The 23,059-nt window shown below is 72.7% G+C and carries 18 protein-coding genes; 10 read left to right on the top strand and 8 right to left on the bottom strand.

Features of this window, described 5'->3' with window-relative positions; genetic code table 11:
• Positions 1–26: 26 nt before the first annotated feature.
• The 3 genes from ACZ4YY_RS15795 (at position 27) to ACZ4YY_RS15785 (ending at position 2,830) form a co-directional block, all read left to right on the top strand.
• Positions 27–1,181, top strand: a complete 1,155-nt coding sequence (locus ACZ4YY_RS15795) for a winged helix-turn-helix domain-containing protein (RefSeq protein WP_468289388.1) — start codon at positions 27–29, stop codon at positions 1,179–1,181.
• A 191-nt stretch (positions 1,182–1,372) separates the two neighbouring features.
• Positions 1,373–1,876, top strand: coding sequence for a glutathione peroxidase (locus ACZ4YY_RS15790; protein ID WP_468289385.1), 504 nt, complete (start codon positions 1,373–1,375; stop codon positions 1,874–1,876).
• Between the two features lie 81 nt (positions 1,877–1,957).
• Positions 1,958–2,830, top strand: coding sequence for a MerR family transcriptional regulator (locus tag ACZ4YY_RS15785; RefSeq protein ID WP_468289382.1), 873 nt, complete (start codon positions 1,958–1,960; stop codon positions 2,828–2,830).
• Positions 2,831–3,038: 208 nt separating this feature from the next.
• On the opposite strand, the gene ACZ4YY_RS15780 is transcribed toward ACZ4YY_RS15785, so the two are convergent.
• The 3 genes from ACZ4YY_RS15780 to ACZ4YY_RS15770 form a co-directional block, all read right to left on the bottom strand.
• Positions 3,039–3,227: a DUF397 domain-containing protein gene (locus ACZ4YY_RS15780; RefSeq protein WP_468289380.1), complete on the bottom strand. Its 189-nt coding sequence runs from the start codon at positions 3,225–3,227 to the stop codon at positions 3,039–3,041.
• A 229-nt stretch (positions 3,228–3,456) separates the two neighbouring features.
• Entirely contained in the window at positions 3,457–4,311 is an 855-nt protein-coding gene (locus tag ACZ4YY_RS15775) for a helix-turn-helix domain-containing protein (RefSeq protein ID WP_468289377.1), read from the bottom strand.
• A 349-nt stretch (positions 4,312–4,660) separates the two neighbouring features.
• Positions 4,661–5,416, bottom strand: coding sequence for a GOLPH3/VPS74 family protein (locus ACZ4YY_RS15770; RefSeq protein WP_468289374.1), 756 nt, complete (start codon positions 5,414–5,416; stop codon positions 4,661–4,663).
• Positions 5,417–5,561: 145 nt separating this feature from the next.
• Between ACZ4YY_RS15770 and ACZ4YY_RS15765 the strand changes: the two genes are divergently transcribed.
• Both ACZ4YY_RS15765 and ACZ4YY_RS15760 read left to right on the top strand, forming a co-directional pair.
• Positions 5,562–8,162, top strand: a complete 2,601-nt coding sequence (locus ACZ4YY_RS15765; RefSeq protein ID WP_468289371.1) for a D-alanyl-D-alanine carboxypeptidase family protein — start codon at positions 5,562–5,564, stop codon at positions 8,160–8,162.
• Positions 8,163–8,433: 271 nt separating this feature from the next.
• A complete protein-coding gene (locus ACZ4YY_RS15760) occupies positions 8,434–10,311 on the top strand; it encodes an MFS transporter (RefSeq protein ID WP_468289368.1) in 1,878 nt (625 codons plus the stop codon).
• 105 nt (positions 10,312–10,416) lie between these two features.
• Here the strand turns inward: ACZ4YY_RS15760 and ACZ4YY_RS15755 are convergent, their stop codons facing one another.
• Positions 10,417–11,295, bottom strand: coding sequence for a hypothetical protein (locus ACZ4YY_RS15755; protein WP_468289365.1), 879 nt, complete (start codon positions 11,293–11,295; stop codon positions 10,417–10,419).
• 79 nt (positions 11,296–11,374) lie between these two features.
• Between ACZ4YY_RS15755 and ACZ4YY_RS15750 the strand changes: the two genes are divergently transcribed.
• Both ACZ4YY_RS15750 and ACZ4YY_RS15745 read left to right on the top strand, forming a co-directional pair.
• A complete protein-coding gene (locus ACZ4YY_RS15750; RefSeq protein WP_468289363.1) occupies positions 11,375–12,160 on the top strand; it encodes an SDR family oxidoreductase in 786 nt (261 codons plus the stop codon).
• Between the two features lie 172 nt (positions 12,161–12,332).
• Positions 12,333–13,904, top strand: a complete 1,572-nt coding sequence (locus tag ACZ4YY_RS15745; RefSeq protein ID WP_468289360.1) for a sodium:solute symporter family protein — start codon at positions 12,333–12,335, stop codon at positions 13,902–13,904.
• 265 nt (positions 13,905–14,169) lie between these two features.
• Here the strand turns inward: ACZ4YY_RS15745 and ACZ4YY_RS15740 are convergent, their stop codons facing one another.
• Positions 14,170–15,291 carry an ADP-ribosylglycohydrolase family protein gene (locus ACZ4YY_RS15740; RefSeq protein WP_468289357.1) on the bottom strand — a complete coding sequence of 374 codons (1,122 nt, stop codon included), beginning with the start codon at positions 15,289–15,291 and terminating at the stop codon, positions 14,170–14,172.
• Between the two features lie 241 nt (positions 15,292–15,532).
• Here ACZ4YY_RS15740 and ACZ4YY_RS15735 point away from each other — a divergent pair, with 241 nt between their 5' ends.
• Positions 15,533–16,069 carry a DUF2165 domain-containing protein gene (locus tag ACZ4YY_RS15735; protein WP_468289354.1) on the top strand — a complete coding sequence of 179 codons (537 nt, stop codon included), beginning with the start codon at positions 15,533–15,535 and terminating at the stop codon, positions 16,067–16,069.
• Between the two features lie 21 nt (positions 16,070–16,090).
• Here ACZ4YY_RS15735 and ACZ4YY_RS15730 read toward each other — a convergent pair whose 3' ends face one another.
• A complete protein-coding gene (locus ACZ4YY_RS15730) occupies positions 16,091–16,669 on the bottom strand; it encodes a hypothetical protein (RefSeq protein WP_468289351.1) in 579 nt (192 codons plus the stop codon).
• Between the two features lie 87 nt (positions 16,670–16,756).
• A complete protein-coding gene (locus tag ACZ4YY_RS15725; protein ID WP_468289348.1) occupies positions 16,757–19,369 on the bottom strand; it encodes a bifunctional FO biosynthesis protein CofGH in 2,613 nt (870 codons plus the stop codon).
• A gap of 185 nt (positions 19,370–19,554) precedes the next feature.
• Here ACZ4YY_RS15725 and ACZ4YY_RS15720 point away from each other — a divergent pair, with 185 nt between their 5' ends.
• Positions 19,555–20,220, top strand: a complete 666-nt coding sequence (locus ACZ4YY_RS15720; RefSeq protein WP_468289345.1) for a hypothetical protein — start codon at positions 19,555–19,557, stop codon at positions 20,218–20,220.
• Positions 20,221–20,418: 198 nt separating this feature from the next.
• On the opposite strand, the gene ACZ4YY_RS15715 is transcribed toward ACZ4YY_RS15720, so the two are convergent.
• Positions 20,419–21,264 carry a TIGR03619 family F420-dependent LLM class oxidoreductase gene (locus tag ACZ4YY_RS15715; RefSeq protein ID WP_468289343.1) on the bottom strand — a complete coding sequence of 282 codons (846 nt, stop codon included), beginning with the start codon at positions 21,262–21,264 and terminating at the stop codon, positions 20,419–20,421.
• 284 nt (positions 21,265–21,548) lie between these two features.
• On the opposite strand from ACZ4YY_RS15715, the gene ACZ4YY_RS15710 reads away from it, so the two are divergent.
• Positions 21,549–22,976 carry a CehA/McbA family metallohydrolase gene (locus ACZ4YY_RS15710; RefSeq protein WP_468289340.1) on the top strand — a complete coding sequence of 476 codons (1,428 nt, stop codon included), beginning with the start codon at positions 21,549–21,551 and terminating at the stop codon, positions 22,974–22,976.
• Positions 22,977–23,059: the final 83 nt, after the last annotated feature.

Below are 23,059 nucleotides of genomic sequence, written 5' to 3'. Positions count from 1 at the left end.
GAAAGGTCGTGAGGGGGGCGGTGCGCGTGGGCTGGTGGCAGGTGAACGCCGACACCCTGGCCGGGAGCCGGTTCGTGATCTCGCCGCTCGCGGAGGCCTTCGCGAGCCTGGAGCTGCTGCACAAGGGAGGCGCCGCGCACCCCGGGGAGTCGGCGTGGCTGCGGACGCATCTGCCCGGCTACCGCGAGCGCCTCGCGGCCGACCCGGTGACCGCGCTGCTCGTACGGGCCGGGCTCGGACGGCACTGGATCGCCGACTTCCTCACGCCGACGCCGAGGGAGGGGGAGAGCTTCGAGGCCGGGGTCGCGCGGGTGCGGTCCGCCCCGCCCGAGGAGGCGCGGGCCCATCTGCGGACCTCCCTCGGCGGGCCGCTGCCGGACGCGCTGCGCCACCACGACGACCTGCCCGGGCGGGCGGCGACGCTGCTGGAGTACGTGTGGGAGACCGCCGTGGCGCCGTACTGGGAACGCCGGCGGCGGGTGCTGGAGGCGGACGTCGTCGCCCGGACGGCGCAGGTCAGCCGGGGCGGCTGGGCCACCGTGCTGGACTCGCTGCGGCCTGGGAGGACGCGGTGGCTCGGCGAGAGCCGCCTCCAGGTCAACCTGCACGAGTACCCGCCCCGGGAGATCTCCGGGGCGGAGCTGCTGTTCGTGCCGGTGACGCCGAGGTGGGGGTGGGTGTCGTGGGAGGAGCGCGGCCCGGGGCGGTACGCCGTCGTGTACCCGTGCATGGGGCCCCTCGCCGGAGGTGGGGAGGAACGGGCCGGAACGCCGACGGCCGCCCTGAGCGCGCTGTTGGGAGCGGCGCGGGCTCGCGTGCTGATCCTGCTCGCTCGCCCCTTGACGACTACTCAGCTGGTCGCCCTGACGGGCCAGGGGCTGGGGTCGGTGGGCCGGCACCTGCGGGTGTTGCTGGACGCGGGACTGGTGGAGCGGCGCAGGGCGGGACGAACGGTGCTGTACACGCGGACGGCGGCCGGGACGGTCGTCGTGGAGGCGGGCGGAGACGGCGCCGTGGTGTCGGCGGGTGAGGGGGCGGTCGCGGTGGACGCGGGTGAGGGGGCGGTCGCGGTGGACGCGGGTGAGGGGGCGGTCGCGGTGGATGCGGGTGAGGGGGCGAGTCGCGTCGCGCGGCCAGGGGTCTGCCGTTCGGGTCACGCCGCAGACGCGGGGGCGACCTGATCGCGACGACAGGCCCCGGGGGGGGGTCCGAAAGTCCTGTGCGGCCCGCGGTGTCCCGTGCGTGCTCTCGGCGTGCCGGACGAAATCGCTCGTACTGGAGGTACTCGGGCTTTCGGCCGGTGCGGCGAGACGGCGTGCCGGGCGCCGTGGGTGCCGTGCGGGACCTTCGGCACACCCCCTAGGCTCGCGGCATGACTACAGATGCCGGTACCTCTCCCCTCGACGTCGAGATCGGCGCCCTTCGGGGCGGATCCGCTGACCTCTCGCAGTACGCGGGCCAGGTCGTGCTCATCGTGAACGTGGCCTCCAAGTGCGGGCTGACCCCGCAGTACTCGGGCCTGGAGCGGCTCCAGGAGCGGTACGCCGAGAAGGGCTTCACCGTACTCGGCGTGCCCTGCAACCAGTTCCTCGGGCAGGAGCCCGGCAACGCCGAGGAGATCGCGGAGTTCTGCTCGGCGACGTACGGCGTGACGTTCCCGCTGACCGAGAAGGTCGAGGTGAACGGGGAGGGCCGGCACCCGCTGTACGAGCGGCTCGTCGAGGTCGCCGACGGTGACGGGCACACCGGGGACATCCGCTGGAACTTCGAGAAGTTCCTGGTCGGGCGGGACGGGACCGTCGTCGCGCGGTTCTCGCCGCAGACCGAGCCCGAGTCGGCCGAGGTCGTCGCCGCGATCGAGGCCCGCCTCGGCTGAGCCCTGCTTGACCTTGACCCTGGGGCAGGCCCGAGTCTCCTCGTCACCGGGCGGAAGGGCCGCCCGGTGACGGAGGACGGCATGACGGACGCCGCACGACGGGACGACGAGGAGCTGCTCACCATCGGCGCGTTCGCCGGGCGCAGCCGCCTGTCCGCCAAGGCGTTGCGGCTGTACGACCGGCTGGGGCTGCTCGCTCCGGCGCAGGTCGACGAGGGAACCGGATACCGCTACTACCGCGCCGGGCAGATCGAGCGGGCCCGGCTGGTGGCGTTGCTGCGGCAGCTGGACATGCCGCTCGCCCGGATCGCCGAGGTGGTCGGGGCGGCGGACGGCACCGCGGCCGCGGACCGGCTCGCCGCCTACTGGGCGGACGTCGAGTCGCGGCACGCGGCCCGGCGCACCCTCGCCGAGTACCTCCGTGGACGACTGTCGGGAAGGAGCTCCGAGATGTACGACAGGTTCGAGGTCGAGACGGTGGATGTGCCCGCGCAGCTGGTGCTCGCCGAGAAGCGGCACACCCTGGCGGACGAACTGCCGACGTGGATCGGCGCGTCCCTGGGGCGCCTCGAGGAGGGCGCGGCGGCCTGCGGCGGGATCACCGGCGCGCCGTTCGTCGTCTATCACGCCGAGGTGTCCATGGAGAGCGACGGTCCCGCGGAGTCGTGCATGCCCGTCGCCGACGAGGCCGCGGCGCGGGCATGGGCGGCCGGGCAGGGAAGGGGGCGGGAGGTCACCGCCCGCGTGGAGCCGGCCCGGCGACTGGCGTTCACCCGGATCCGCAAGGCGCAGGTCGGCCATCCGCAGATCCTTGCCGCCTTCGAGGCGGTGGAGGCGTGGATGAAGCGGGAGGGTCTGGAGCTCGACGGCCCGTGCCGGGAGATCTACTTCGCCGACTGGGCCGCGGCGGGGCCGCAGGACCCGGTGTGTGACGTGGCGTTCCCGGTGCGATAGCCGACGGCGGGCCGGGCTGTTCCGGCTGGGCTTCCGGCTCGGCTCGTTCCGGCCGACTCGTTGCCGCTCGGCCCGCTCGTTCCGGCTCGGCTTCCCGGCCGGCTCGTTCGGGCCGGGCGGGGCCGGGACGAGCCGAGCCCCCTCGGCAAGGACGGCGATCTTGTCGAGAGGGCTTCTGCGGTGCGGGGCGCGAGGGTCGAACCGGGCCCTACTCCTTCACCGACGCCACGAAGGCGTTCCACGCCTCGGCCGGGAAGGCGAGGAGGGGCCCGTCGGGGGCCTTGGAGTCCCGCACGTTCAGCGCGGACCACGTGGGGGACTTGACCTCCACGCACGCGCCGGTGGCGGAGTAGGAAGACTTCGTCCACGTTTCCGTGGCGCCTTGCAGAATTGCCATGTTCACTCCGGTGAGCCAGTTGGCGAGTCACGGTCGCCCCGCCGCGGACCCGAACGCGGGCTCACGGCAGGGTTTTACGCCAACGTCGGTGATCGTTGGCGTGATTGACGCTACTCGCCCGCCCCGCCATCCGGAGCAGCCATTCACTCGACCGAATGGCATATTCCAGGTGAGTCTTCCAGTGGAGCACACCGGCGGTGTACGATGCGCGACCCTTCCCGGTCGACGCTCACCGCGCATACTCCTTGGCCACGTCCTCGACCCGGCGACGCGAGTCCTCCACGCTCAGCGCCTGCGCCCTGAGGTGCTCGTACATCACGGAGTACTGCTGCACATCGTGCGCCTTCTCCAGGTACAGGTCGCTGGTGACGCCCTCGATGTACACCACGCTCGAGTCGGCCGCGTCGGCGAACTCCAGGATCGTGTACTGCCCGGCGAGGCCGGGATGGGCGCCGGCGCCGAACGGCAGCACCTGGACCGTCACCTGGGGAAGCCGCGACATCTCGGTGAGGTGTTCCAACTGCTCGCGCATCACCGCCGGGCCGCCGACGACGCGGTGCAGGGCGGCCTCGTCCAGCACCACCCACAGCCGGAGCGGATTGTCGGTGGTGATTCGTTCCTGCCGTCGCATGCGCACCTGGATGCGCTTGTCGATCTCCGAATCCGGCGTCTCGGGCAGGGTTCCGCGGATGATGGCCTCGGCATACGTCCGGGTCTGCAGCAGGCCGGTGACGATCTGGGGTTCGTAGATCCGCAACGACTCGGCATCGGTCTCCAGGCCGATGTACACGCTGTAGGGGATGTCCCCGAAGGCGTGCCACCAGCCCTGCTGGCGCGAGTCCTTGGCCATCTGCATCAGCGACTCGACGATCCGCGGGTCCTCGACCTCGTACACCCCGCACAGGTCGCGGACGTCACGCTGACTGATGCTGCGGCGTCCGTTCTCCAGGCGGCTGATCTTCGACTGGGACACCAGCAGGCGGTCGGCGACCTGTTCTGCCGTCATACCCTTGTCCTCGCGGAGTTTGCGCAACTCCTGCCCCAGCCGGCGTCGCCGGACGGTCGGATTGACATTGGACGCCACGGGACGTGCACCTCCGGCTGCATGCCTGTACTTGACACTTTGCGTATCTGCTGTTGAGCAGACTGCCACCAAGGTGCTTCCTACCGCTGGAAAACGGTGGATATGCGGCCTGTACACGCCAGTTCGGGGCGCGGCTGCCGAACAGGGGTGCCCCTGACATGCGTCCGCGCGGGGCGCTGATGCCGTGTGTCGTGGGGACTCACGGCACCACCACCCCGCGCGGGCCGCTGCGGCTCCCGAACGGGTCGACAGGTGGTGCGGGTCGTGCGGGACATGCGGGTCGTACGGGACGACCGAGTGGTACGGGGTCCTGCCTGTCTGCCGTACGGGCGCGTCGGGTGACCGCGGCTCAGTGGGCCACGACGCGCGCCATGGAACCGCGGTGCGCCTGCGCCGGAACGCCACGGGCGGGCTCCGGTGCGGGCCTGACTCCCGGTCCGGCCTGACGGCCGGCCTGGGCCGGGCTGCGGCGCGGCTGGGCCGCCGCGCCGTTCTGGACGTCCATCACGGCGTGCGCCACGAGGCCGCCCATCGGGTCGTGCCTGATCAGGTCCCGCAGCCGGGAGCGGGACGAGCGTCCCTCGTTGCCCGGATACAGGTGCTTGCCGAGACCGACCGCGTGCGCCAGCGCGGCGAGCGCCGCGGTCCGCGGGTCCGGCGGCACGCCGGTGCGGATCGCGGAATCCAGTCGGGCTCTGATCTCCCGGCTGATGTCGGTGTCCGTCGCCTGGTAGCGAGTCGTCGGCAGCACTCCGCACATCTGGCCCGCCACGGCATGCACCATGCCGCACCGCTCCAGATGCGAGAGGTAGGTCTGGCGGAGCCCGAGACGCGGCCCGCCGATCCAGTGGACGGCCCGTACGGGAGCGCCGCGCCTTCGCAGCAACTCCAACGCGCAGTCCAAAGTCGGATCTCCAGTCGGCCGTGGGGACACCACGGCGATACGATCCCCGTCTGGGGCTATCCGTCCGGCCAGCGCCAGCTCCACTAGCTGTGCTCCGGCCAGACCAAGGTCGAGCGACTGCGGCTGTGCGGTGGTACCCGTGGTCGGGTCCAACGCCAGCAGAAGAAGCTCTTCCGGAATCGTTCTGCGGCTCCTGCCCATCCATGCCTCCCCGCGTGGATGAATGACAGGGTGACCCCTCTCACATTGGTCTGTCGAGGGTGCGTGACCTGTTTGTAGTGGAACCAGTAGGTATGTCGTTCTCGTCTACCGCAGGAGCCAAGCCCTCTACACAGGACACTGGTACATGGTTCGGACAGCGTCGGACGGCGGTGTCCCGGGCGGCGGTTCATGGTTCGGCAGGCGCGCGGTGGGCGTGCGGCACATGGAGGAGGCATCGGTGGCGGGCGAGTCCCCCGACAGGTCGAAGCAGCACGAGTCGTCGGCGGAACCGACGTCGGGGAGCGCGGGCACGGTTCCCGAGGCACGGGATCCGCGGGTTCCCGAGACGCGGGGCGGGGTGGACACGGCGACCCGGGTGTTCTCCGTACGAGACCTGAAGACGGAGACGGACTCCGAGCCGGAGACGGACTCCGGGTCGGACCCGGACCCGGAGTCTGAGCCGGCGTCGGCGTCGGCGTCCCGGCCGGAGCGTGACGCCGAGAAGGGCGCGGGTTCCGCCGGGAAGCCGCAGGAGACCTCCGGGAAGGACGCCGAGGACGACCCCGAGGACGCCTCCCGGGATGCCGGGACGGATGCGGACGCCTCCGACGCCTCCAGCACCTCCAGCGCCTCCGAGGGCGGTGACGAGCGGTTGCGGGCCGCCGTCGCGCAGTGGGTGGCCTCGGCCGACGAGAAGGACGGGAAGGACGCCGCCGAGGACGCCGAGACGGCCGATGGCGGCTCGGTCGAGGCCCCGGACGGTTCCCACGACGACGGCTCCGAGGGTGACGGCGGCTCCGACGACTCCGGCGACAACGCGAAAGCCGGGCAGGCGCGCGAGCCCGAGGCCAAGCCCGCCTCGAAGCCCGCTCCGAAGTGGGCGACCGACGCGGACGACACGACCGACGCGCGCGAGGGCGGCAGGACCGACAAGGCCGAAGCGGCCGGCAAGGCCGAAGCCTCCGACGGCACCAAGCCGAAGTCCGACACCGAGCCCGAGCCCGAGACCGAAACCGAGCCCGAGCCCGAGGCCGAGACCGACGCCGAGTCCGGGGCCGACGCCGCCGAGCCGGCGGACTCCGCGGCTGACGACCCGTCCGACGCCCCCGTCGACCAGCCCACCGCCGTCTTCAAGACCCTGCGGCCCGCCGAGCCGGCCGTCGACCAGCCGACCACCATGCTGAAGCTGGGCGACGCCGCCAAGGCCACCGGGGCTCCGAAGACGGACACCGCCGACAAGGCGGAGCCCGAACCCGAGGCGGAGCCCGAGCCTGAGCCCGAGGCCGAGCGCACCAGTACGTTCGTCGCGCTCAAGCCCCTCGACGACCCCTCCACGCGCAAGCCGAGGCGCACGGAGCCGGCCGAGCCCGCCGAACCGGCGAAGCCCGACACGGTCCGGCCCGCCGCCGACTCCACCGCAGTCGTCCCGCAGATCGGCCCGGAGCGCACGACGCAGCAGCCGCTGCCGCCGAAGCCGCCGCTGGACCTGCTGGCCGAGCTGACGAACACCCCGCCGCCTCCGCCGACCCCGCTGAGGACGCTGGCCCGGCGGGTCAAGATCTGGACACCGCTGGCCCTCCTGCTGGTGATCGTGTTTGCGGTCGTACAGGCCGTGCGGCCGCTGCCCGCGCCCGAGCTGACGCTCACCGCGAAGGACTCGTACACCTTTGAGGGCAGCAAGCTCTCGCTGCCGTGGCCCGGCGAGGGCCAGGGCTGGATGGACGTCGACGGCATCGGCACGATGGACAGCTTCGGCAAGCAGACGCCCGTCGCGATCGGCTCGGTGGCCAAGACGATGACCGCCTACGTCATCCTCAAGGCCCACCCGCTCAAGATGGGCGAGGAGGGTCCGGGCATCACCGTCGACGCCACCGCCGAGACGGAGGGCGGCTACTACAAGGACGGCGAGTCCACCCTCAACAGCGTCAAGGCCGGTGACAAGCTCACGCTGAAGCAGGCCCTGTCGGCCGTCATGATCCCGTCCGCGAACAACATCGCCCGGCTGCTGGCCCGCTGGGACGCGGGCTCGGAGGCGGCGTTCGTCGAGAAGATGAACGCCGCCGCCAAGGAGCTCGGGATGACGAGGACGACGTACACCGACCCCTCCGGGCTGAAGGAGACGACCGTCTCCACGGCGGAGGACCAGGTGAAGCTCGGCAACGCGGTCGTGAAGATCCCGGCCCTCGTCGCCATCACCAGCGCGGCCAGCTGGACGGACCCCTCCGGCACCTACTTCTCGAACTACAACGAGCTCCCCTTCCTCATGGGCGCGATCGGCATCAAGACCGGCTCCACCACCGCGGCCGGCGGCAACCTGCTCTTCGCCGCCCGCAAGGAGGTGGGCGGTGAGACGGTCACGATCGTCGGCGCGATCCTCGGCCAGCACAAGCCGACCATCCTCAAGACGGTCAACCGGGTCAGCAGGACGGCCCTGACCGCCGCCCAGAAGGCGCTGATCTCGGCGAAGACCCTGAAGAAGGGCGACGTGGTCGGGTACGTGGACGACGGTCTCGGCGGCCGCACCCCGGTCGTCGTCACCGAGGACGTCACCACCGTCGGCTGGCCCGGGATGACGACGAAGCTGTCGTTCGCCGCCGGGGACGTTCCGCACACGGCGAAGGCGGGCACCCGGGTCGGCACGCTCACGGTCGGCGACGGCTCCGGGGGCGCGGTACGGGTGCCGGTCACCCTCCAGAAGGACCTGGCCGAGCCGGGCCTCTCGGACAAGCTGACCCGCATCGGCTGAGGGGCCCTTGCACTGTGAGCGCCTGATCAGGCCGCGTTGTCCGGCGCCTTGCGATGCACGGCACCGGACCACGCGGCCCGGGCGGGCATGGTGCAAGGAGCCCTGAGAGCTCCGAACAAAACGCACCGCGCCCCGCCGGGCAGCCGCTCGGCGGGGCGCGTGCTAGCGTCGCGAAACGGGACAGGTCGGCGGTCGCGGCGACGCGGCCGAGAAGCGGACGCGAACGGGACGCGGCCGAGAACAGAAGACAGGACACGGGGAGTGCCTTCGAGTGGCCACTGCGGAGCCGACACGCGCCGACGACACCGGTCCGGGCCCGGACACCGGCCCGCGGGTACGCCTGCCCGCGCCGCAGGCCGGTGCCCGTGACGGCGGCAGCGGGGAGCGGGACCGGGCGGAGCGCGCCCCCGAGGCGTCCCGTATGACAGGCGTGCCCGGCCGGGTCGGCGGATGGCTCCGCCGGCACCTCGTGCTGTCGATGACGGCCCTGTCCGCCCTCCTGCACGTCATCTGGTTCTTCACCTTCGCGAACAGCGGTGGGGATCTGGCGGCGCAGGACGCGTGGGCCGAGTTCGTCGGCCGCCACCCCGACTCCGCGTACAACCTCGCCTGGTACGGCGGCATGCATCCGGTGTCGTACAGCGTGGTGTCGCCGTATCTGATGTCCGTGCTCGGGGTGCGGACGACGATGATGATCGCCGGGACGCTGTCGGCGGGGCTGCTGACGCTGATCCTGCTGCGCTGCCGGCCGGTGAGGAACCCGGTGTGGCCGGCGCTGGTGGGGGTCTTCGCCCTGCTGTGCAACGCGGTCTCGGGGCGGGTGACGTTCGGGCTCGGCAACATGTTCGCGCTCGGCGCGGTCGCCGTCGTCTTCTGCTGGCCGCACCGCTGGCGGTACAGGCGGTGGGCGAAGGCGCTGTGCGCGGCTCCGCTCGCCGCGCTCGCCACGATGGGGTCGCCGGTGGCGGGCCTGTTCGTGGGTCTGGTGGCGGTCGCGATGTTCCTGCAGAAGCGGCGGCCGGGCGCGTGGGCGCTGGGGATCGCGCCGAGCGCGGTCGTCGCCGTCTCGGCCTGGCTGTTCCCGTTCTCCGGGACACAGCCGATGTCGTTCGGCTCGGCGCTGCTGCCGCTGCTGTTCTCGGCCGTCGTCTACGCCGTCGTACCGAGCGACTGGAAGACCGTGCGGATCACGGCGGCCGTGTACGGCATCGCGGTGCTGCTGGTGTGGATCATCAGCTCGCAGATCGGTTCGAACATCACCCGGCTGGCGATGCTCTTCGCGGGGGTGGTGCTGGCCGCGGCGCTGCCGTTCGCGGTGCCGCGCAGCGCCAAGTGGTACGTGATCGCCCTGTCGTGCGCGACGTTCGTGGGGTGGATCGGTTTCAAGTCGGTCGACGACGTCGTGCGCACGACGCCGGCCGCGTCCTGGGCGCGCGAGCTGGCGCCGCTGGTCAACGAGTTGCAGGAGGTCGGGGCGGAGAAGGGCCGCGTGGAGGTCGTCCCGGCCCGCTCGCACCGCGAGGCCTCCGCGCTCGCGCCGTACGTCAACCTGGCCCGGGGCTGGAACCGGCAGGCCGACATGGAGCGCAACCCCCTCTTCTACGACGACACGCTCAACTCGGCGAACTACCGCGAGTGGCTCCAGCGGTGGGCCGTGCACTTCGTGGTCGTGCCCAAGGACGAGCCCGACGGGGACGGCGGGCAGCGGGAGCGGGAGCTGGTGCAGCGGGGGCTGCCGTATCTGGAGCAGATCTGGGGCGACGCGAACTGGCAGTTGTTCCGGGTCGTCGACCCGGGGCCGCTCGCCGAGCCGAACGCGGTCGTGGAGCGGGCGGCGCAGGGCGAGATGACGATCAAGGTGCGCAAGGCCGGGCGGATCCTGATCCGGATCCCGTACTCGCCGTGGCTGGGCCTCGTCGACGCGGACGGCAAGGGCCTGAAGCCGCCGCAGGAGACGGAGGCGTCCAAGAACCGGGCCGAGGGCGAGCCGAAGACGTACGACAACGTCCACGGCTGCCTGTTCGAGACGGAGGAGGACGCGGACGGCGACCGGTGGACCATGCTGGTCGCGCCGAAGGCCGGGACGTACCGGATCGCCGCGCCCTACCAGTTCCGGCGGGGCACACCGTGTCCGGACGAGTTGCAGTGACCGCGGCGCGGGGTGCCGGGGGCCGTCGGCCCCGGGCCCGCTCCGCGGCCTGAACGGCCCGGCCTCGGGGCTCCGGACAACAGGGGAGCCCGGCTCGCCCTCCCCTCAGTCCTCCCCGGAGGGGGCGCCGCCGGACGGGCCGGTCGTCCGCAGCCGCGCGACGTGGGTGTCCGTGCCCGGCACGGTGGGGACGAAGGGGGCCAGCAGTTCCACCCTGCCCAGGCCCGTCTCCCCCACCGCTTCCTCCAGGCCGGTGAAGTGCCGGTCCCAGGCGTCCCTGGGGTCGGCCTCCAGGAACCACAGCAGGGTCAGGCGGGTGTCGACGGCTTCGACCTGCTTGACGTAGGTCATGCGGTCGCCGGGGAGGGGGGTCGGCCGGAAGACGGTCACCAGGGCGGTCGGGGACGCGGCGAGACGCCTCGGGAGGTGGCGGGTGGTCAGCCACTCCAGCAGGGCGGCCCGCCGCTCGGGGGACTCCGCGTCGACGACCTGGAGGACCAGACCGGCGTAGGGGTGGTCCAGGGCGTGGACGTCGCGGGGGCCGGCGGCGCCGTCGCGGTAGACCGTCGTCTGGTGGTCGTGGAACGCGGTGAAGACGTGGGTGCGGTCGCGGTAGACGCGGGCGTCGCGGTTGAGGCGCCGGTTGATGGCGACGGTCCAGCGCATGTGGTCGTCGTAGCGGCCGTCGGTGATCCAGTAGGTGGAGAGGTAGCAGCCGGTGGTGACGGGCTGGGCGACGGCGGACTTCCCGGGGCGGCGGAGCAGTTGCAGGTCCCTGGTCGCCACCCAGCGGCGGCCGGCGAACATCCAGGGCATGGCCATCGCGCCGGCGTAGTAGTGGTCGTCCTCGTACCAGCGGTTGTAGGCGTACTCGTGGCCCGGGTGGGGTTCGACGAGGGTGATCAGGGCGTGTCCGGGGCGCACCCCGTACGGGCCGACGGCGGCCAGTTCGGCGTACGTCTCGCTGCGGGTCTCCTCGCTCATGCGCTTCCCCTTCCGTCCTCCTGCGGTCGCCCATACTCTGACGCCCCGTCAGATGATGCGCCAGACCCGGGAGGCACCGATGCCCCTGCTCACCGGCAAGACCGTCGTCGTGTCGGGGGTGGGCGCCGGGCTCGGCCACCAGGTCGCCGCGGCCGTGGTGCGGGACGGCGGGAACGCGGTGCTGGGGGCGCGGACGGAGGCGAACCTCGCCCGCAGCGCCGCCGCGATCGACCCGGACGGGGCGCACACGGCGTACCGGGCGACGGACGTCACCGACGAGGGGCAGTGCGCGGCGCTGGCGGAGCTGGCGCGCGAGCGGTTCGGGGGGATCGACGCGGTGGTGCACGTCGCGGCCCGCGACTCCCACTTCGGGGGGCTGGAGGACGCGGACTTCGCGACCTGGCGGTCGGTGATCGACGTGAACCTGCTGGGGTCGCTGCGGATGACGCGGGCCTGTCTCGACGGGCTGAAGGAGCGGGGCGGGTCGGTGGTGTTCATCGGCACGCAGTCGGCGGTGGCGGCGCCCTCGCAGGTGCGGCAGGCGGCGTACGCGGCGTCGAAGGGGGCGCTGACGAGCGCGATGTACTCCCTGGCCCGGGAGCTCGGTCCGCACCGGATCCGGGTGAACACCGTGCTGCCGGGATGGATGTGGGGGCCGCCGGTCCAGGCCTACGTGCGGTTCACCGCGGCGACGGAAGGGGTCCCGGAAGAGGTCGTGCTCGGGCGGCTGGCCGAGCGGATGGCACTGCCGGAACTGGCCACGGACGCGGATGTGGCCGACGCGGCGGCCTTCCTCGCCTCTGATCGGGCGCGGGCCATCACCGGGCAGTCGCTGCTGGTCAACGCCGGGGAACTGATGCGCTGACCGGCCTTTTCCGGCCATTTTCTCTTCCGGGCGGCAATTCAGGTATGTGAACCCGGGTCACTCCGGAGAACTATTTTACCCCCTCTTGACCTACCTCTTGCTTGCCGTGGCCATGCCACCCCACCCAGAGTTCACCTGCCTGACCCTGGCGGCGAACCCTGGAAGGGGGCACATGAACGGTCTCGACTGGGCCGTGCTCATCGGCTACTTCGGCGTGATGGTCGCCATCGGCGTCTGGTCCCACAAACGGGTCGACAACGTCAGCGACTTCTTCACCGCGGGCGGCAAGATGCCCTGGTGGCTGTCCGGCATCTCCCACCACATGTCGGGCTACAGCGCGGTGATGTTCACCGGGTACGCCGGCATCGCCTACACCTACGGCGTCACCTCCTTCATCACCTGGTCCTTCCCCATCGCGCTCGGCATCGCCATCGGTTCCAAGCTGTTCGCGCCCCGCATCAACCGGCTGCGCTCCCGACTCCATGTCGCTTCCCCGCTGGAGTACCTGAAGAACCGGTACGACCTGAAGACGCAGCAGGCACTGGCCTGGTCCGGGATGCTGCTGAAGATCGTGGACGTCGGTGCCAAGTGGGCCGCCATCGCCACCCTGCTGTCCGTGTTCACCGGCATCTCGCTGAACCAGGGCATCCTCATCACCGGCGGGATCACCGCCGTCTACTGCACCATCGGCGGCCTGTGGGCCGACGCGCTGACCGAACTCGGCCAGTTCGTCATCCAGCTCCTCGCCGGCATCGCGATGTTCGTCGCCGTCGTCATGGAACTCGGCGACAAGGGCCTCACCGTCGTCAGTGCCTGGGACGAACCGGCGCTCCGGGGCCACGAGGAGCCGCTGGTCGGCCCGTACGGCACGGTCTTCCTGCTGGCGTTCCTCTTCATCAAGCTCTTCGAGTACAACGGCGGCATGCTCAACCAGGCCCAGCGGTACATGGCCACCCCCAACGCCAAGGAGGCCGAGCGGTCGGCGCGCCTGTCGGCGGTGCTGTGGCTGGTCTGGCCGCTGGTGCTGTTCTTCCCCATGTGGATGTCACCGCTGCTGGTCGAGTCCCAGAAGCAGGACGGCTCCGACTCCTACGCCCTGATGACCGAACAGCTCCTGCCGCACGGCCTGCTGGGGCTGGTCATCGTCGGCTTCTTCTCCCACACGATGGCCATGTGCTCCTCCGACGCCAACGCCATCGCCGCCGTCTTCACCCGGGACTGCGCGCCGGTGATCTGGCCCAGGGCGCGGACCTGGAGCCAGGGCCAGGGACTGCGGGTTGCGCGGATCGCGACGGTCGTCTTCCTCGGACTGTCCATGGCGGCGGCGACCCAGGTCAACTCCCCCACCTTCAAGGACATCATCACCGTCGTGATCAAGTGGGTGGCCGGTCTGATGGGCCCGATGGCCATCCCGATGATGCTCGGCCTGCTGCGCCCCTTCCGCCGCTCCGGCCCGACGGCCGCCCTGGTGAGCTGGTCGATGGGCCTGCTCGCCTTCTGGCTGGTCAACTACCCGATCGACTGGAGCCTCGAGGGCGGTGTGCCGTTGCAGTACCAGGTCTCCGTGCCGCTCGCGGTCTCCCTGGTCCTGTACATCCTGATCGGCTTCCTGAAGCCGGAGGACACCCCGGAACGGCTCGCGATCATCGACCGCATCAACACGGACGACGACGACTCCGCGGGGGCGGCGGCCGCCCCGGAGCCGAGGGACACGGTGGGGGGTCAGCCGACCACCCCGGTCTGACGGGGCCGGGGAACCGACCGCCGGCGCTGGGCACAGGGCGGGGGCCGGGGACCGCGGTCGGGTCCAGACCCGGGCAGGGGTCGAGTGCCGGCGTCGAGGGCCGAGGCCCGGGTCAGGGCCGGCGCCGGGGCCGACAGCCAAGATCGGGCTGGGGCCGAGGGTCGGGGGCGAGGGCCCGGGACGAGAGCCGAGGACCCGGGACGAGAGCCGAGGACCCGGGTCGGCTGGCTTGGGGCAGGGGCCTGGGGGCAGGGGCCTGAGGGGTTCAGCTCGGGCCGCCGCGGGGGTAGCGGGACAGCCAGCCCGGGGAGGCTCCCGCGGGGCCGTGCAGAGCCGGCCCCTGGGTCATCTCCATGGCGAAGTCGTCGGCCAGTTCCAGGATCGTGGGGCGGCCCTCCAGCTCGGCCAGCCAGGCCGGCGGGAGGGCCGTCTCGCCGTGCAGGGCACCGAGCAGCCCGCCCGCCACGGCGCCCGTCGCCGCCGACGGGGCACCGTGGTTCACCGCCAGGCGCAGCCCGTGACGGACGTCCTCCGCGACCAGCGCGCAGTACAGCGCGGCCGACAGCACCCCCTCCGCCGTACCCGCCCCGGCCAGTTCCTCCACCCGAGCGGGGCCGGGCAGTCCCTGCCGCACGGCGCCCAGCGCCCGCTGCATCGCCTCCGACACCGGCTCGTGTCCCGGCCGTGCGGCCATCAGGGCGAGCGCCTGCTGCACCGCGCCGTCGAGGCTGTCGCCGCGGGCCAGCGCGTGCACGGTCACCGCGTACGCGCCGGCCGCCAGGCAGGCCGTCGGACGGCCGTGGGTCTGGGCGGCGCACTCGACGGCGAGCTGGGCGACGAGCTGGGGCTCCCAGCCGACGAGCAGCCCGAAGGGCGCGGAGCGGGCGGTGACCTCGGGGCCGGCCGCGTCGGGGTTCTTGGGCTTCTCCAGGGTGCCCATCGTGTCGTCGCCGAGCCCCAGCAGCAGCGGGCGGGTCGGGTCGCGGCGGGCGTACAGCCACTCCTCGCGGGCCAGCCAGCCGTCGTCCTTGCGCAGGTCGGGCCCCCAGTCGCGCTGGGTGGCGGCCCATCTCAGATACGCCCGGTGCAGATCGGTCGGCGGATGCCAGGCGCCGGTGTCGCGGCGGACCTGGGCGCGGATCAGGCCGTCCACGGTGAACAGGGTCAGCTGGGTGAGGTGGGTGACGGCGCCGCGCCGGCCGTAGGCGGGGGCGAGGTCGACGAGTCCCTCGGGGCCGTGGCCCTGCCGGATCTCCTCCAGCCCCAGGCCGTCCACGGGCGCCCCGAACGCGTCGCCGACGGCCGCGCCCAGCAGCGTGCCGCGCACCCGGCTGCGGAAGTCCTGCTGTTCGGTCCGGCCCCAGACGGCCCCGGCAGTCGCACCCACCTTGTCCTCCCCGGGCACCGTCCGTACGTACGACGGTTCGTCACTGTAATCGAACGGGGACGGGGCGTTGAGGGGCGAACGGGCCGGACCGGCGGCGGCCAGGGCGCTATGCCCGGTGTGCCTGCTGTGTGCCCGCCCGGTGGCGGTGCGGTGGAGTGCGGGTCCGGTGGAGGACCCGTGGGGACCGGATTCTGGCGCGATGTGGACGGGAGTCGATCAACCCTGTGGGCACATTTTCCCCATGACTACCCCTGACACCAGGAACATCACCCACAGCACCGGCACGGCTCGGGCTCTCACCCTCACCGCGACGCTCCTCACCGGCACCGTCGCCCTCTACACCGCCTTGGTCGCCTTCGGGAACATCACCGACTTCGGCACCAACCAACAGTTCGTCAGACACGTCCTCGCGATGGACACCACCTTCAAGGACGACGACCTGATGTGGCGGGCGATCACCAGCAAGGGGCTCCAGGACGCCGCGTACGTGGCGATCATCGCCTGGGAGACCGTCGCCGCGGCCGTGCTGACCGCCGGGACGTGGTTCTGGGCCCGGCGCGACGAGGCCCGCGCGCGGAGCGTGTCCACGTACGGCCTGCTCATGCTGATGCTGCTGTTCGGGGGCGGGTTCATCGCGATCGGCGGCGAGTGGTTCGCGATGTGGCAGTCGTCGGACTGGAACGGGCTGGACGCGGCGCTGCGGGTGTTCCTGCTCAGCGGGGTCGTGCTGATCGTGCAGTTCCTGCCGTTCGAGCGGAGGCCGGGGACCACCGGCTGACCGGAGGACCTCGAGGACCGGCTACTCGACGACCCGTACGCGCGTCTCCGTCGCCCCGAACGCCCACAGCGCGGCCCCGTCGGCCTTCGCCATGCGGATGCCGCCGGTCCGGGTTCCCGTGGCGGGCGCCGGGGACGAGCCGTCGACGGCGTTGGAGAAGGCGATGTTGACGCCCGACTTCACCGAGAAGTAGACGATGTGCTCGATGGGGACGCCGTCCGAGCCGGTGGTGGCGTCCTTGCGCACCGACACCGTGTAGGTGCCGGGCTCGGGGTCGACGGTGCCCGGCCAGACCGTGAAGGTGCGGCGCGCCGCGTCGTCCGCGTCGACGAGCCAGACCCGGTCCTGGCCCAGGGAGTACACGATGCGGCGGCCGGTGCCGGAGGACGCGGGAACGGCCGGCGCCTTCGGGGCCGCCGGGGAGGCGGAGGCCGAGGACTCGGCGCCCGCGGCGGGCGACGCCGACGGCCGGGCCGCGGGCACCGTGGGATGCGGGCCCTTGTCGGCCTGCACCGTCAGCGCGGCGACCGCGACGATCGCGCCGGCCGTCAGACCGGTGACCCAGGCCCACGAGGGCAGCCGTCGGGCTGGCACGGGCACGCATCTCCTCAGGTACGGGGCCCCTCTCCTGGCGGGGGTTCGATCATCGTACTGTGGGGCGCCCTCTGATCGGTCCCGTCCCGCCGCTCACTCCAGCACCGGCAGCAGTTCCGGCAGGTGGCCGTCGGAGGCCGCGGCGGCCCGCCGCCGCTCCTCGGGCACCTCCCCGTAGAGGGTGGTGCGGGGCCGGGCCGGGCGGCCCGCCGCGTCGGCGACGGCGACCAGGTCGCGCACCGACTTGTAGGAGCCGTACGACGAGCCCGCCATCCGGGAGATGGTCTCCTCCATCAGCGTGCCGCCGAGGTCGTTGGCGCCCGAGCGGAGCATCTCCGCCGCGCCCTCCGCGCCCAACTTCACCCAACTGGTCTGGATGTGGGGGATGTGCGGGTGCAGCAGCAGCCGTGCCATCGCCGTCACCGCCCGGTTGTCCCTGGTCGTCGGGCCGGGGCGGGCGATGCCGGCGAGGTAGACCGGCGCGTTGGTGTGGATGAACGGCAGGGTGACGAACTCGGTGAAGCCGCCGGTGCGCTGCTGGATCCCGGCGAGCGTGCGCAGGTGGCCGAGCCAGTGGCGGGGCTGGTCGACATGGCCGTACATCATCGTCGAGGACGAGCGGATGCCCAGCTCGTGGGCGGTCGTGATCACCTCGATCCAGGTGGCCGTCGGCAGCTTGCCCTTGGTGAGGACCCAGCGGACCTCGTCGTCGAGGATCTCCGCCGCCGTGCCGGGGATGGAGTCGAGGCCGGCCTCCTTCGCCGCCGTCAGCCACTCGCGGACGGACAGCCCGGTGCGGGTCGCGCCGTTGACGACCTCCATCGGGGAGAACGCGTGCACGTGCATGCCGGGGACGCGGGACTTCACCGCCCGTGCGATGTCGAAGTACGCCGTGCCGGGCAGGTCGGGGTGGATGCCGCCCTGCATGCAGACCTCCACCGCGCCCACGTCCCAGGCCTGCTGGGCGCGGTCGGCGACCTGGTCCAGGGAGAGGGTGTACGCGTCGGCGTCGGTGCGGCGCTGGGCGAAGGCGCAGAAACGGCAGCCGGTGTAACAGACGTTGGTGAAGTTGATGTTGCGGGTGACGATGTACGTCACGTCGTCCCCGACCGCCGACCTGCGGACGTCGTCGGCCACGCGGCACAGCGCGTCCAGGGCCGGGCCGTCGGCGTGGAGCAGGGCGAGCGCCTCGTCGTCGGTGAGCTTCGTCGGGTCGTCGGCGGCCGTCCGCAGGGCCTGGCGCACGTCGGTGTCGATGCGCTCGGGGGCCATGCCGGGGGCGGCGGCCTCGCGCAGGGCGGCCCAGTCGCCGTACACCTCGTCGAAGTCGTCGCGGCGGTCGGCGGTGCGGCCGTCGGTGTCGATGGTGCGGTGCAGGTCGGTGCGGCCGGTGGCCTCGAACGCCTCCTCCGGCTCCTGCCACGGCAGCCCCCGCGGGAGCGCCTCGGGCCGGGCGAGGCCGGTGGCCGGGTCGGCGAGCGCGCGGACGTGCGGCAGCAGCCGCGGGTCCAGCCAGGGTTCGCCGCGGGTGACGAACTCCGGGTACACGCACAGCCGTTCGCGCAGCTCGAAGCCGGCGGCCCGCGACCGCGCCGCGAGTTCCTCGATCTGCGGCCAGGGGCGTTCGGGGTTGACGTGGTCGATGGTGAGCGGGGAGACGCCGCCCCAGTCGTCGATGCCGGCCGCGATCAGCCGCTCGTACGCGCTGTCGACGAGGTTCGGCGGGGCCTGGAGGCAGGCGGACGGCCCGAGGACGTGCCGGGCGACGGCCACCGCGGCGACCAGTTCGTCGAGTTCCGCGTCGGGCATGCCGCGCATCGCCGTGTCGGGCTTGGCACGGAAGTTCTGGATGATCAGTTCCTGGATGCCGTGGTAGGCCCGCGCGACCTTGCGCAGCGCGAACAGCGACTCCGCGCGCTCCTCGTACGTCTCGCCGATGCCGAGGAGGATCCCGGAGGTGAAGGGGACCGAGGAGCGGCCGGCGTCCTCGAGGACCCGCAGCCGTACGGCGGGCTCCTTGTCCGGGGAGCCGTGGTGGGGGCCGCCGGGCTCGGACCACAGGCGGGTGGCGGTGGTCTCCAGCATCATGCCCATGCTCGGCGCGACGGGCTTGAGGCGCTGGAAGTCGGTCCAGCTCATGACGCCCGGGTTGAGGTGCGGGAGGAGTCCCGTCTCCTCCAGGATCCGGACGGAGACGGCCCGTACGTACGCGATGGTGTCGTCGTAGCCGTGCGCGTCGAGCCACTCGCGCGCCTCCGGCCACCGGTCCTCCGGCTTGTCGCCGAGGGTGATCAGGGCCTCCTTGCAGCCGAGCGCCGCGCCCTTGCGGGCGACGTCGAGCACCTCGTCGGGAGACATGAACATGCCGTGCCCGGCGCGGCGCAGTCTGCCGGGCACGGTGACGAACGTGCAGTAGTGGCACTTGTCGCGGCACAGCCGGGTGAGGGGGATGAAGACGCTCTTCGAGTAGGTGATGACGCCGGGCCTGCCGGCCTGCGCGAGGCCCGCGTCCCGCACCCGGCCGGCGGACGCGACGAGGTCGTCGAGGGCCTCGCCGCGCGCCTGGAGCAGCACGGCGGCCTCGCCGACGTCGAGGGCGACGCCGTCCCGGGCGCGTTTGAGGGCGCGACGCAGGGAGTTCTCGGTCGGGCCGGTGCCGCCGGGGCGGTCGGTGGGGCCGGTTCCGGAGGTCGCGGAGGTCGTCATCCTCCGAGCATACGATCACGGTTTCGCTGACCGCGGCGGCCGTGGGCCGGTGCCGCCCCGGCCGCGGACACCGCGCCCGGCGGCGGGTGGGCGAGGCCGGGACGGGCGATCTGAGTACGGATACCCACCCGCCGTGCGCGGTCGTACAGATCCGCCGGGCGTCCCGGCGGGCCTACGGTCCTTCCATGCCCGAGGAGATCACCACCGCCGCCGCCCCGACCCGCACCAGCGCCGCGCAGGCCCTCGGGATCGGCTGCGCCGTGCTCGTCGCCGTGCCGCTGCTCCTCGTCCTCGCCTTCGTGATCTGGCTCGCCGTAGTGACGAAGGACCCGTCGGACTTCCCCCGCGTCGCGCCCGAGGAGAGGGCGGCGCTCGCCGTCGAACGCTCCCAGGAGGCCTACGACGTGCTGGGGTTCACCCGCACCATCCCGCCCGGCGTCGAGGAGTTGGGGGTCTCCACCGAGAACACGCTCGGGACGGACTTCTGCCACCGGGGCGGTCTGACCGACGAGACCGTCGACGGCGCCTACAGCATGAGTCACAGCTGGGCCCTCGACGACGTCCCCTCCGACCAGGCGATCCCCGGCATCCGCCGGCTCCACGAGCATCTGAAGGACACCGGCTGGAAGATCACCTCGTACCGGGAGAACGTCGGCGGAGACCTGTGGTCCCTGTTCGCCTCGCGCTCGGACGGGCAGGAGCGGATGTCCTTCGAGTGGTACGCGGACCGCGACTACTTCACGGGCGGCGCCTCCACGCCCTGCGCGGTGGACCCCGGGTGGAGGACGGGTGACATCGGACCGGCCGGGGACGACGTGGAGACACCGACCTTCGGTCCGGCGACGGACTAGGGGTGTTTCGGAAGTCCTGTGCGGTGCCCGCGGTGTCCGGTGCGTGCTCTCGGCGTGCCGGACGGAAGGCCTCGTACCGGGTGTACTCGGGCTTTCGGCCGGTGCGTGCTCTCGGTGCGCGGACCAGGGGTACCGCACGGGCGTGGAGGGTCCGTGCGGGCGTCGTGGGTCCGTGCCGGCGTCGTGGGTCCGTGCGGGCTAGAGGTACGGCATGTACCCGTCCAGTGCCCGCAGTACCTCCGTCTCGCCCGCCGGGGGCAGCTGCGCCACGACCTCCTCGATGCCGAGGTCGGCGTAGTGGGCGAGCTTGCCCGGGGACGGGTGGACGGCGTAGGGGACGACCTGGAGGGCGCCCGGGTCGCGGCCGGCGTCGGCCCAGGCGGCGCGCAGCAGGGGCAGGGACTCGGACAGGCCCCGCCCGCCGATGGGGAGCCAGCCGTCGGTGTACGCGCAGATGTGTTCGAAGAGCCTGGGACCCGCGGCGCCCCCGAGCAGGGTGCGCGGGCCGGTGACCGGGCCGCGCGGCTTCTGTGCGGGCTTGGGGTGGGCGTGGCTGGCCCGGACCGAGCCGAAGGCGCCCTCGTAGGCGGTCGGCTCCTGCGCCCACAGGGCCTGCATCAGCGCCATCCGGTCGCGGACGAGCTCGCGGCGGGTACGCCACTCGACGCCGTGGTCGGCTGCCTCCTCGACGTTCCAGCCGTAGCCGAGGCCGAGGGTGAAGCGGCCGCCGGAGAGGTGGTCGAGGGTGGCGATCTTCTTGGCGAGGTCGATCGGGTCGTGCTGGGCGACGAGTGTGATGCCGGTGCCGAGGCCCAGCGTCCGTGTGACGGCGGCCGCCTGGCCGAGCGCGACGAAGGGGTCGAGGGTGCGGCCGTACTCGCGCGGCAGTTCGCCGCCGGCGGGGTAGGGCGTGGTCCGCTCGACGGGGATGTGCGTGTGTTCGGGCAGGTAGAGCCCGGCGAACCCGCGCTGCTCCAGCTCACGGGCGAGGCGGGTCGGGGTGATCGTCTCGTCGGTGAGGAAGACGGTGACGGCGATGCGCATGGGCGGGCCTTTCGGGCAGCGGCTCTTTCGTCACGTGGGACGTCCCCTATCTGTACCTGCGGAGCGCACACCTGTCCATACCGACCGGTCGGCATCGACGGTCTCCGAGCAGGTGCCCTGCGTGCGCGCACGACAGCGGCAAGCGCGCCGGTCCCGTGTCCGGCAGGGGAGTTCACGTCCGGCGGGGACAGTGGCCGGCATCGGTGACGACGAGGGCGACACCGCCGCCGGACGGCGCACGGCTGCTCGTGACGGGGGCCGCCGCCGCGCCTACGTTGGGAGGTGTGAGCTTCGCATCGGCCGCCGGCCGGGAGGGCTGGGAGACGAGGACCGTCCGGGGCACCCTGCCGCCCGGGTCGCCGGACTTCGTGTACGTGCCCGTGGACGTCCCGCCGGGGGTCAGGGAGCTCAGGGTCGCCTACCGCTACGACCGCCCGTCCCTCCCCGTCGGCACACCCGGCAACGCACTCGACGTCGGCGTCTTCGACGAACGGGGCACCGCGCTGGGCGGGGAGGGCTTCCGGGGCTGGTCGGGGGACGCCCGCACGGAGTTCTTCCTGCGGGCGGACGAGGCGACGCCGGGATACCTCCCCGGCCCGGTGCGGGAGGGCACCTGGCACCTCGCGCTGGGCCCCTGCACGGTGGCGCCGCAGGGCCTGACGTACGAGATCACCGTGACGCTGACCTACGGCGAGCGGGGTGGGACCCCCCGGCCGGCGTACCCGCCCGGACGGGCCGCCGGCCGGGGGCGGGCCTGGTACCGGGGCGACTGCCATCTGCACTCCTGGCACTCGGACGGCCGCCGCACCCCGGCCGAGATCGGGGCGCTCGCGCGGGCGGCGGGCCTGGACTTCATCAACACGTCGGAGCACAACACGCACGCGGGCCACGCCCACTGGGCCGAGGTGGCCGGGGACGACCTGCTGGTCCTGCTGGGCGAGGAGGTCACCACGCGCAACGGCCACGCCCTGGCCCTGGGCACGGACCCCGGCACCTTCGTCGACTGGCGTTACCGGGCCCGCGACCACCGCTTCGGCCGTTTCGCCCGGCGGATCCGCAGCGCGGGCGGCCTGGTCGTCCCGGCCCACCCGCACGCCACCTGCATCGGCTGCGGCTGGAGGTTCGGCTTCGGGGAGGCGGACGCCGTGGAGGTCTGGAACGGCCCCTGGACCCCCGACGACGAGGTCGCCCTCGCCGACTGGGACGCGATGCTTGCGGGCGCCCGCTCGGGCTCCCGTTCCTGGATCCCGGCGATGGGCAACAGCGACGCCCACCGGGCCCCCGCCGCGGTCGGCCTGCCCCAGACCGTCGTCCTGGCCGACGACCTGACCCGCGAGGCCGTCCAGGACGGCATCCGGGCGGGCCGCTCCTACGTGGCCGAGTCGTCGTCGGTGACCGTGTCCCTCACGGCGACGGGCTCGCGGGGCGAACGGGCGGGCGTCGGGGAGCGGTTGCGGGTGGACGCGGACACGCCGGTGACGGTACGGCTGGAGGTGACGGGCGCCCCCCGCTGCACCGTCCGCTTCGTCACCGACCAGGGCGTGCTGTCGACCTCCGGGCCGCTGCCGGTGTCGGGGGCCGGAGCGGCGGAGTGGGTGACGACTCCCTCGTACGCCGCGTACGTACGGGCGGAGGTGCGACACGAGGTGGCGGCGGGGCCCGTGCCGGGGGTGTTGGCGGCGTTCACCAATCCGGTGTTCCTGGGGCGGTGACCGGTCCCTCCGGCAGGCCCCGGGGGCGGAACCGCACGCCGGTCGCGTGCGTCCTCCAGCGACAACGGCATCAGGGGGAAGAG

Source organism: Streptomyces sp. NPDC030143, assembly GCF_055573695.1.
Note: the sequence above shows the minus strand (reverse complement) of the source record. Positions and strands in the feature narration are given on the sequence as shown.

Bases quoted from the DNA above. Each gene is read 5' to 3' on its own strand.
- ACZ4YY_RS15790 (WP_468289385.1), top strand. From the start codon at position 1,373: ATGACTACAGATGCCGGTACCTCTCCCCTCGACGTCGAGATCGGCGCC.
- ACZ4YY_RS15785 (WP_468289382.1), top strand. From the start codon at position 1,958: ATGACGGACGCCGCACGACGGGACGACGAGGAGCTGCTCACCATCGGC.
- ACZ4YY_RS15780 (WP_468289380.1), bottom strand. From the start codon at position 3,227: ATGGCAATTCTGCAAGGCGCCACGGAAACGTGGACGAAGTCTTCCTAC.
- ACZ4YY_RS15770 (WP_468289374.1), bottom strand. From the start codon at position 5,416: ATGGGCAGGAGCCGCAGAACGATTCCGGAAGAGCTTCTTCTGCTGGCG.
- ACZ4YY_RS15765 (WP_468289371.1), top strand. From the start codon at position 5,562: ATGGTTCGGACAGCGTCGGACGGCGGTGTCCCGGGCGGCGGTTCATGG.
- ACZ4YY_RS15755 (WP_468289365.1), bottom strand. From the start codon at position 11,295: ATGAGCGAGGAGACCCGCAGCGAGACGTACGCCGAACTGGCCGCCGTC.
- ACZ4YY_RS15750 (WP_468289363.1), top strand. From the start codon at position 11,375: ATGCCCCTGCTCACCGGCAAGACCGTCGTCGTGTCGGGGGTGGGCGCC.
- ACZ4YY_RS15745 (WP_468289360.1), top strand. From the start codon at position 12,333: ATGAACGGTCTCGACTGGGCCGTGCTCATCGGCTACTTCGGCGTGATG.
- ACZ4YY_RS15735 (WP_468289354.1), top strand. From the start codon at position 15,533: ATGACTACCCCTGACACCAGGAACATCACCCACAGCACCGGCACGGCT.
- ACZ4YY_RS15725 (WP_468289348.1), bottom strand. From the start codon at position 19,369: ATGACGACCTCCGCGACCTCCGGAACCGGCCCCACCGACCGCCCCGGC.
- ACZ4YY_RS15720 (WP_468289345.1), top strand. From the start codon at position 19,555: ATGCCCGAGGAGATCACCACCGCCGCCGCCCCGACCCGCACCAGCGCC.
- ACZ4YY_RS15715 (WP_468289343.1), bottom strand. From the start codon at position 21,264: ATGCGCATCGCCGTCACCGTCTTCCTCACCGACGAGACGATCACCCCG.